Below are 8,982 nucleotides of genomic sequence, written 5' to 3' on the forward strand. Positions count from 1 at the left end.
AATGAAGGAATTATGTTTGCAAAGGTAGCGTAAATATTTTTAAGCGAATTAATTCACTTTTGTCCATTGTTGATTTTTTCTCAATTCTTCGAAAAATTTGTAAACTGCTGAAAGTTTTTCACTTCCGCGTTTCCCATAATCTTCTACATTTTTAGAACCTCCATCTGCAAAATTTACTCTTAAATAAGATGTCGGAAGATCAGTAATATTCTTTTCACCATATTTATCATTTAAATTTTTTACATCTAAACCATCCAATAAAGCGATTAATTTATTATAATCTGCTTCTTTAATGGTTCCTTTGAAGGTTCCTTCTCTTGGTTTAGAAAATTCGTCTTTTGAAGGTTTATCATTAAAATTAAAATGCTCAGCTTCGAAAACGGCTGTTCTGTCTGGATTAATAGTCATTTTAAAAACAGGACAGAATCCGAAGCATGGTGTCGCTTCGTATTCTATTTTAGAATATTTTGATTTCACATTCTGAGAATTACATGAAAATAAAAAAATAAAAGCGCAAAGACCTAGTAAATATTTCATAGTTTAAATTTGAATCTTGTCTTTCAATAATTGTTCCAAATCCTTTGTTAATAAAAGTTTCAGAATAAATTTAATATTGGAAAAGACATTTAGGATAAATTTTTGTTATTTTGAAGATTGTAATTCTACACATCTAATATGTACAATTTTTTAAAATCGGTCGCTAAAAATATCATTCCTCAAAAAGCGCTTATTGAAAATGAAGAAAGATTCAGAAAGCTTTTAATTCCTTTTTATAAAGGGAAAGATCATCAATGTAATATTTGTGAGACGAATTTGAAAAGTTTTGCCCAATTAGAAAATGGCGATTTAATTTGTCCTATTTGCGGAAGTATTTCCAGAGCTCGCCGACTGTATAAATTACTGAATGAAGAATTTATAAAAAAAGACACTGTTTTTTTAGATTTTTCTCCTTTCCGAATGCTATATAAAAAGTGGAAAAAGAAAAATGATCTTCGTTATTTCGCAACCGATTTCGGAAGTGATTTTATTGCTGATTATCGTTATGATATTACCAATATTGATGCTGAACAAGAAACTTTTGACCTGATTGTTTGTTATCATATTTTAGAACATATCATTGATGATAAAAAAGCAATGAGCGAATTACACAGAGTGCTAAAAACTGGTGGAAAGGCTCTTATTCAGACTCCTTTTAAAGATGGTGAAATTTACGAAGATTATTCAATCACAACGGAAGAGGAAAGACTGAAACATTTCGGACAGGAAGATCATGTGAGAATTTATTCTGTGAAAGGTTTGGAATCCCGTTTAAAAGAAGTTGGTTTTAATGTGGTTGTAAGAACGTTTTCGAAAGATAATTACTACGGTTTTTCTCAGAATGAAAAAGTTTTAATTTGTACAAAATAATTTAAATAAAAAATCCGTCTCAAATAATGAGACGGATTTATACTTTGAAAAAATTGTTCTAAATTTTATCCGTGAAGCTGTTTCCAGATGGCATCTTTCAATTCCATTGTTCCTTCCCCTGTAACACCTGAGAAAAACAAAGGCTGTTTATTTTCAGGGAATTCTGCGGAGATTTCTTTCTTTAATTCATCATCCAATAAATCAGATTTTGAAACGGAAACGATGAAATCTTTATCCAACAATTCTGGATTATATTCTTTCAATTCATTCTCCAAAATTTTAAACTCCTGGAAATGATCTTCCGAATCTGCAGGAATTAAGAATAATAAAATTGAATTTCTTTCAATATGTCTTAAAAATCTGTGACCAAGACCTTTACCTTCCGCTGCACCTTCAATAATTCCCGGAATATCTGCCATTACAAAAGACTTATAATTTCTGTAATCAACAATTCCTAAGTTTGGAGTTAAAGTGGTAAATGCGTAGTTGGCAATTTTTGGTTTTGCCGCAGAAACAGATGCTAAAAGCGTAGATTTTCCTGCATTGGGGAAGCCAACAAGACCTACATCCGCTAAAATTTTAAGTTCGAAAACAACGTAACCTTCTTGACCTTCACCTCCAGGTTGTGCAAAACGTGGAGTTTGGTTGGTGGAAGATTTAAAGAATTCATTTCCTTTTCCGCCCATTCCTCCTTCCATTAGGATGATTTCCTGCCCGTCTTCCATGATTTCGCCGATGATCTCTCCATCTTCATTTTTAGCGATAGTCCCGATCGGAACTTCAATATAAACATCAGCTCCGTAAGCTCCGGTCAACTGGTTTTTACCTCCGTTTTCACCGCGTTCCGCTTTTACGTGACGGGTGTAACGAAGAGGAAGTAAAGTCCATTCATTAGCATTTCCTTTCATGATAATATGACCGCCTCGACCTCCGTCACCTCCATCAGGACCACCTTTAGGAATATACTTTTCGCGGCGAAGATGGGCAGAACCAGCACCTCCGTGACCGCTTTTACAATGAATCTTTACGTAATCTACAAAATTTGACATATTCTTTTGTTGTCAGTTAATGGTTGTCAGTTGATTGCTGAAAACTATCAACCATCAACTATCAACTGTTTTTATTTTACTTTTTCTACTTCAGCGAAAAGTTTTTCAGAGATCTCGTTGATGTCTCCAACACCGTTGATCTCTACGTATTTACCTTGTTGCTTATACAATTCGGCAACTTCTGCTGTTTTTGCGTAGTATTCTTTTATTCTGTTTTCAATGATTTCTACATTGCTGTCATCAGATCTTCCGCTGATTTCTCCTCTTTTTAATAGTCTTTCAACCAAAATAGTATCTTCCACTACCAAAGAAAGGCAAACGTCGATCTCATCGTTTAATTCTTCTTTTACGATTTTCTCCAAAGCCTCTGTCTGAACAGCCGTTCTTGGATAACCGTCGAAGATAAATCCTGACGCATCGGTCGGTTTTCTGATTTCGTCAATCAGCATATCTGTCGTTACCTGATCCGGAACCAATTCTCCTTTATCGATGTAAGATTTAGCCAATTTCCCAAGCTCAGTATCATTTTTCATGTTGAATCTGAAAAGGTCACCTGTTGAGATTTGCTTTAAATTAAATTTCTCGATTAAGTTTTGCGCTTGAGTTCCTTTTCCACTTCCTGGAGGGCCGAACAGAACAATGTTTATCATAATGTTGTTTTGCTTCTGGCAATTGGCAACTGGCTTTTGGCTTTTTACCTTTATCCGATCTGCTTTTTAGCCTTTAGCGTTTTTAAGTTATTATTAAATTTATTTCTTTATTTTACTTTTTGAGCTAAAAGCTATCAGCTAATAGCCAACAGCGTTTAATGGTTGATTTGTCCGTCTTCTAATTGATAAAGATTTGGTAGGTTTCTTCCTAACTCATCGTAATCCAATCCGTATCCTAGAACAAATTTGTTTGGAATTTCTTTTCCAATATAATCCAACTGGAAATCTTTCTTATACACTTCAGGTTTCAATAGGAATGAAGCTATTTTTACAGATTTCGGACGTTGCGTTTCGTTAAAATATTTAAATAAACTTTCAACGGTATTTCCTGTATCCACAATATCTTCTACTAAGATAATGTGACGGTCTTTTACGTCTTTCGTCAGTTCCATTTTTTGGTAAACAATCCCCGTAGATTCGGTTCCTGCGTAAGAGCTCATTTGAATGAAAGCAATCTCACATTCTCCAGGATAATGCTTCAAAAGGTCTGAGAAGAACATGATCACTCCGTTCAAAACCCCAATGAAAACAGGAACTTCATCCTTATAATCCTCATAAATTTTTAAAGCCGTAGCTTTTACAATCTCCTGAATCTCGGCATCCTCCAAATAAGGAACGAAAGTTTTGTCGTGAACTTTAATACTCTCCATAAAAATTTTTAGTAGGCTGCAAAGTTAAGGATTTTTGATGAAAGTTTTTTATGAGTTTGATTGGGTTTGCGTTTTAGGGTTTTAGAGTATTAGTGTCGGAGAGTTTTAGTGTTGGAAAGTTTTTTTCTGTATGTCATTCAGAACGAAGCGTAGCACAGTGAAGAATCTATTTTTAACACAAAGACCACAAAGTTTTGTTTAAAATTATTGTGTATATTTTTCGTTCGCAAAGGCGTTTCACTCAGCAAGGATATTACAGCTTGAAGAATTCCCCTCCTTTGGAGGGGTGGCGAAAATTTCAAAGAAATTTTTGACGGGGTGGTTTTAAACGTAATCATTTCTTAGCCCAGATTGAAGCGACATCCTTTGGGGTTGCGGTCGGAGCAAAGCGGAGACCGTAAGCCAAAAGATACAGCGGAAAGCTGGAAAAAGCTTCTAGAAAAGAAAGGAAGATTGAGGATGGGAGCTGGAGGTTTATATAATTGAGAATAATAGATTTCTCCTTCGTCGAAATGACAAACTGAATGCTTTAAAGTTTTGAAATATAAAAAATTACTATCTTTGCAGTTCACAAAACCCAAAATATCAGGATGTAGGATACAATTTCTTTCAGATTTTATAGACAATAACGAACGAAGTTATTGCAGTTTTAACTTTAACTATAGAAAGAAATTATGTTTTTTTTACACAATATATCCTTTGGGTTTCCTGCGGGGAATCTGCTTTTTAATTCTATTAACTTAACAATACCTTCACACTCGAAATTGGCTTTGGTCGGAAGTAACGGCATGGGAAAATCTACCTTGCTGAAAATCATGGCGAATGAAATTGAACCTTTGGAAGGTAATGTCAATAGTCAGGGCGATTTGTTTTATGTTCCGCAGATGTTTGGAAATTTTAATGATTTAACGGTTGCTGAATGTTTGAAAATCGATAAAAAGCTCGATGCGCTTCAAAAAATCACGAATGGGGAAGTGGATGAAATCTATTTTGAAACGTTGAATGACGATTGGGACATCGAAGAACGTTGTCAGCAAGCTTTACAATATTGGAAACTCGAAAATTTAGATTTAAATCAAAGATTAGAAAGTCTAAGTGGCGGACAAAAGACAAAGGTTTTTCTTGCCGGAATTCAAATCAATCAGCCGGAAATTATTTTGCTGGACGAGCCGACGAATCATCTAGATTTGGAAGGTCGAAATTTGTTGTATGATTTTATTGAAAAAACGAATTCAACCGTTGTGATTGTCAGTCACGATCGAACTTTACTGAATTTAGTCGATACAATTTTTGAATTGAGCAATCAGGGAATTTCAACCTATGGCGGAAATTATGACTTTTATGCCGAACAAAAAGAAACTGAAAATGAAGCCTTACAAAACGATATTCATTCCAAAGAACGGGCGCTGAAAAAGGCAAAAGAAAAGGAAAGAGAGACGATCGAACGAAAACAAAAACTCGATGCACGGGGAAAAGGAAAACAGGAAAAATCAGGTGTGGCGAGAATTATGATGAATACGCTGCGGAATAATGCAGAGAAAAATTCTTCAAAATTGAAATCTGTTCATGCTGAGAAAATCAATGATATTTCTGGTGATTTGAGGGATTTGCGTTCGTCGGTGAGAAATGCGGATCATATGAAAGTGAATTTTAATGATTCGAATCTTCATTCGGGGAAAATTTTGATTTCGGCGGAGGAAATTAATTTTAAATATAATGAAGAAAATCTTTGGAAAGAAAATCTCAATCTTGAGATCCGAAGTGGAGATAGAATTTCAATTAAAGGTTCGAACGGTTCTGGAAAAACGACTTTAATTAAGCTGTTGTTGGGAGATTTGCAGCCTTCTGTTGGAACGATTTCGAGAGCGGATTTTCAGACGATTTATATTGATCAGGAATATTCTTTGATTGATAAACAGGAAACGGTTTATGATTTTGCTCAACAGTTCAACGATAATGCGTTGCAGGAATCTGAGGTGAAAACCTTATTGTCAAGATTTTTATTCGGAAAGGAAACATGGGACAAAAAGTGCGATGTTCTGAGTGGCGGAGAACGCCTGCGATTGCTACTGTGCGGACTTTCCATCAGCAATAAAGCGCCCGATATGATTATTCTCGATGAACCAACGAATAATTTAGACCTTCAAAATGTGGAAATTCTGACAAATTCTATTAAGGATTATCATGGAACTTTGGTGGTGATTTCGCATGATGGGGTGTTTTTGGAGGAGATTGGGGTTGTGAGTGAGGTTTTGTTGAAGTAAGAATAATAAAAATATTCAAACTATTTGTCATTCCGCAGGAATCTAAGTTGTTGAAAAGTTGCTGCGGAATGATAATTATTCAGCTTCTGATAATGTCCAATCAAGATACATATCTTTATTAATAATGTCCACAAGAAGGTCTTCTAAATTCTCGCAAAAAGGTCTTTTTAATACTAATGGAGATTTTATTAGAGTTTCTTTTAATTCTTCTTCGGTGTAGTAATGAGCATTTGGATTATTACTATCATATTGATTAGCCTTTCTAATTCTATGTTTTAGTAAAATACTTACTAAGTCTGCAATAATAAATTCCTCACATGCAGCTACTTCATCGATAACCTGATCAATTATTTAATCATATTTTCCATTCCAAATATCATAATCTTTATAGTAAACCCTTATTAATCTTTCCTTATTCAAGTGATTAATTATATGAATAAGACCTTCTTTTCTTCCTGTTGCACTTCCGTAGGAAATTTTTTTTTACTTCCTTTTAAAATGAATAAAGGACCTTGTCCGACAAATTGGTCTTCAAATTTTAGCGTTTCAAAAAACTTTTTAGATTGATATTGGAAACAAAATGTATCATCAGTTTCGTGTATATCGTCTATTTCAAAAATATCTCCGATTTTATTTAAAAGATATTCTTTGGCTATTTTTAGATATTCATCTTTTGAGTTTTCTTGCATTTTATTTTGTGTATTTTTTGTGAAGATTGTTTAAGAAATTTTTTCGGTTAAAGTTTTTTATGAAACCTGAATTTTCGCCTTTTTTTAATTCGTTGATTAATTTTACTTGACTTTTCATTTTGTGAAATTTAAAGGTTATAAAAAAACTAGAATTTATAATTAAAATTTAGTTATTATTTAGCATCCAATATCCATGACTAATTAAATTTTTTGATTTGCATTTTTCAGGATTATTTAAATTTAACGTAGGATAGATTATACAATTGTTTTTCTCCACATTCTTTTTTCGATTATAAATGTAATGACGAATGTAAATTAATTTATTGTTGAAATAATAATATTCATTTCTGGTAATTCTATTTTTTCCTAACGATTCTCTAATTGATAATATTTTTTTATTTTCATCCCTGCTGATAAGAAATGAAAATAGTGTATTATCTTTATATCCTTCATGAATTTCATCATAATTTTTTAATTGAAATTGTTGAACATATTTGTCAGTCTGAAATTTATCAAAATCTTGACACAATACTAAATTTGAAGTTAAAAGAAAAAAGATAATTACTATTTTCATACGATTTAAAACAATAATTAAAGTAAAGAAAAAAATAGAGGATTTCCAAACTAATTCAATGACTTTCACTCCACCCAAAAATAAAATCCACTACAAATTTGCCCACCCAATTTTTTAAAAGTAATTTTGCATGAATCTAAAATAAAAGTAAAATATGTCAACTTACGTAGTTGTAGGTCTTCAGTATGGAGATGAAGGTAAAGGAAAAATCACGGATGTTTTATCGGCAAAATCGGATTACGTTGTACGTTTCCAAGGAGGAGACAACGCTGGTCACACGGTTTATGTAGGTGAAGAGAAATTCGTTTTGCACCTTCTTCCCTCGGGAGTTCTTCAGTGCAAAGGGAAGTGTATCATTGCCAACGGAGTAGTGGTAAATCCTAAATCTTTCATTAAGGAGGTGAATCAGATCGAAAGCAAAGGCTTGAAGACAGATCACATTTTCATCAGCAGAAGAGCGCATGTCATCATGCCTTACCACATTCTTTTGGATACTTACCGTGAAGAAGAGCACGGAGGAACGCAGATCGGAACGACGAAAAAAGGAATCGGACCTTGCTATGAAGATAAAATTGCAAGAGTTGGTATCCGAATGATCGACCTTCTGAATCCTGAAATTTTAAGAGATAAAATCGAGAAAAACTTAAAAATTAAGAATTCTCTTTTTGAAAAATATTACGGAAAGCCGACATTAGACGTTGAAGAAATTTACAACGAATATTTAGAAATCGGAAAACAGCTTCAGGACAGAATCGTTGATACGGAACTGGAACTTAACGAAGCAATCAGAGACGGTAAAAACGTTTTATTCGAAGGAGCTCAGGCTTTGATGTTGGATATCGACTTCGGAACATATCCATACGTAACTTCATCTTCTCCGTCTACAGGAGGGGTTTGTACAGGAGCGGGAGTTCCACCAACTTCATTACAAAACTTGATCGGTGTTGCAAAAGCATACTGCACAAGAGTTGGAAACGGACCTTTCCCATCAGAATTAGACAACGAATTAGGAGAGAGCATCAGACAAATCGGTGGTGAATTCGGAGCTACGACAGGTAGACCAAGAAGAACAGGTTGGTTAGACCTTGTTTCTTTGAAGCACGCTTGTATGATCAACGGTATCAATAACTTAGTAATTACAAAATTAGATGTTCTTACAGGAATTGAAAACCTAAAAGTAGTTACGCATTACAAAACTGAAGACGGAAAAATTATCGATTATTTCACTTCTTCAACAGAGAAATTGTACAACTACGAACCAATCTATCAAGATCTACCAGGTTGGAAAGAAGACATCACAAAAGCAAGAAGCTACGATGAACTTCCTGATACCGCTCAGAAATACATCGAGTTTATCGAAAAGTATTTGGGAATCAATGTTTACTTAGTTTCTGTAGGTCCTGAAAGAAGCCAGAATATCATCAGAAAAGAATTATTCTAAGGAATTTTTTAAATAAATTAAAAGAGACTGTCAGTTTTGGCGGTCTCTTTTTTTTACGTCATTGCGAGAAGAGGTTATCCTTATAGTCTAAAAACTATCAACAAATAACCATCAACCACCAACTATTTTTAAGAAGCTATTTCCTGCTTTCCGCACTCGCTATTTTCTTTTGTTTCGGCGCGGCAGCTTCGCTGCCGC

At 34.0% G+C, this 8,982-nt stretch carries 9 protein-coding genes; 3 read left to right on the forward strand and 6 right to left on the reverse strand.

Annotated elements, in window-relative coordinates; all coding sequences use genetic code 11:
• Positions 1-48: 48 nt before the first annotated feature.
• Positions 49-537: a DUF6438 domain-containing protein gene (locus ABEG63_RS19480; RefSeq protein ID WP_346587021.1), complete on the reverse strand. Its 489-nt coding sequence runs from the start codon at positions 535-537 to the stop codon at positions 49-51.
• A 138-nt stretch (positions 538-675) separates the two neighbouring features.
• On the opposite strand from ABEG63_RS19480, the gene ABEG63_RS19485 reads away from it, so the two are divergent.
• On the forward strand, positions 676-1,407 hold the full coding sequence (locus tag ABEG63_RS19485; RefSeq protein ID WP_346587023.1) for a methyltransferase domain-containing protein: 732 nt from the start codon (positions 676-678) through the stop codon (positions 1,405-1,407).
• A gap of 65 nt (positions 1,408-1,472) precedes the next feature.
• On the opposite strand, the gene obgE is transcribed toward ABEG63_RS19485, so the two are convergent.
• From obgE to ABEG63_RS19500, 3 genes are all read right to left on the reverse strand, one after another.
• Positions 1,473-2,456 (reverse strand): GTPase ObgE, encoded by a 984-nt coding sequence (obgE, locus tag ABEG63_RS19490; RefSeq protein WP_267405127.1) that lies wholly within the window; start codon positions 2,454-2,456, stop codon positions 1,473-1,475.
• A gap of 71 nt (positions 2,457-2,527) precedes the next feature.
• Positions 2,528-3,106, reverse strand: coding sequence for an adenylate kinase (locus ABEG63_RS19495; protein WP_346587025.1), 579 nt, complete (start codon positions 3,104-3,106; stop codon positions 2,528-2,530).
• Positions 3,107-3,261: 155 nt separating this feature from the next.
• On the reverse strand, positions 3,262-3,816 hold the full coding sequence (locus ABEG63_RS19500) for a phosphoribosyltransferase family protein (protein ID WP_267405128.1): 555 nt from the start codon (positions 3,814-3,816) through the stop codon (positions 3,262-3,264).
• Positions 3,817-4,490: 674 nt separating this feature from the next.
• Between ABEG63_RS19500 and abc-f the strand changes: the two genes are divergently transcribed.
• Positions 4,491-6,080 carry a ribosomal protection-like ABC-F family protein gene (gene abc-f, locus ABEG63_RS19505; RefSeq protein WP_346587027.1) on the forward strand — a complete coding sequence of 530 codons (1,590 nt, stop codon included), beginning with the start codon at positions 4,491-4,493 and terminating at the stop codon, positions 6,078-6,080.
• 428 nt (positions 6,081-6,508) lie between these two features.
• Here the strand turns inward: abc-f and ABEG63_RS19510 are convergent, their stop codons facing one another.
• Both ABEG63_RS19510 and ABEG63_RS19515 read right to left on the reverse strand, forming a co-directional pair.
• The gene (locus tag ABEG63_RS19510; protein WP_346587028.1) at positions 6,509-6,769 is read right to left on the reverse strand and encodes a hypothetical protein; all 261 of its coding nucleotides are present in this window, start codon (positions 6,767-6,769) and stop codon (positions 6,509-6,511) included.
• A 166-nt stretch (positions 6,770-6,935) separates the two neighbouring features.
• Entirely contained in the window at positions 6,936-7,343 is a 408-nt protein-coding gene (locus ABEG63_RS19515) for a hypothetical protein (protein ID WP_346587030.1), read from the reverse strand.
• A 154-nt stretch (positions 7,344-7,497) separates the two neighbouring features.
• On the opposite strand from ABEG63_RS19515, the gene ABEG63_RS19520 reads away from it, so the two are divergent.
• Positions 7,498-8,784 (forward strand): adenylosuccinate synthase, encoded by a 1,287-nt coding sequence (locus tag ABEG63_RS19520; RefSeq protein ID WP_072962527.1) that lies wholly within the window; start codon positions 7,498-7,500, stop codon positions 8,782-8,784.
• Positions 8,785-8,982: the final 198 nt, after the last annotated feature.

The organism is Chryseobacterium sp. C39-AII1 (assembly GCF_039672645.1).
In the GTDB taxonomy this organism is placed as follows: domain Bacteria; phylum Bacteroidota; class Bacteroidia; order Flavobacteriales; family Weeksellaceae; genus Chryseobacterium.

Coding starts and splice junctions, on each gene's coding strand:
- ABEG63_RS19480 (WP_346587021.1), bottom strand. CDS start 537: ATGAAATATTTACTAGGTCTTTGCGCTTTTATTTTTTTATTTTCATGT.
- ABEG63_RS19485 (WP_346587023.1), top strand. CDS start 676: ATGTACAATTTTTTAAAATCGGTCGCTAAAAATATCATTCCTCAAAAA.
- obgE (WP_267405127.1), bottom strand. CDS start 2,456: ATGTCAAATTTTGTAGATTACGTAAAGATTCATTGTAAAAGCGGTCAC.
- ABEG63_RS19495 (WP_346587025.1), bottom strand. CDS start 3,106: ATGATAAACATTGTTCTGTTCGGCCCTCCAGGAAGTGGAAAAGGAACT.
- ABEG63_RS19500 (WP_267405128.1), bottom strand. CDS start 3,816: ATGGAGAGTATTAAAGTTCACGACAAAACTTTCGTTCCTTATTTGGAG.
- abc-f (WP_346587027.1), top strand. CDS start 4,491: ATGTTTTTTTTACACAATATATCCTTTGGGTTTCCTGCGGGGAATCTG.
- ABEG63_RS19510 (WP_346587028.1), bottom strand. CDS start 6,769: ATGCAAGAAAACTCAAAAGATGAATATCTAAAAATAGCCAAAGAATAT.
- ABEG63_RS19515 (WP_346587030.1), bottom strand. CDS start 7,343: ATGAAAATAGTAATTATCTTTTTTCTTTTAACTTCAAATTTAGTATTG.
- ABEG63_RS19520 (WP_072962527.1), top strand. CDS start 7,498: ATGTCAACTTACGTAGTTGTAGGTCTTCAGTATGGAGATGAAGGTAAA.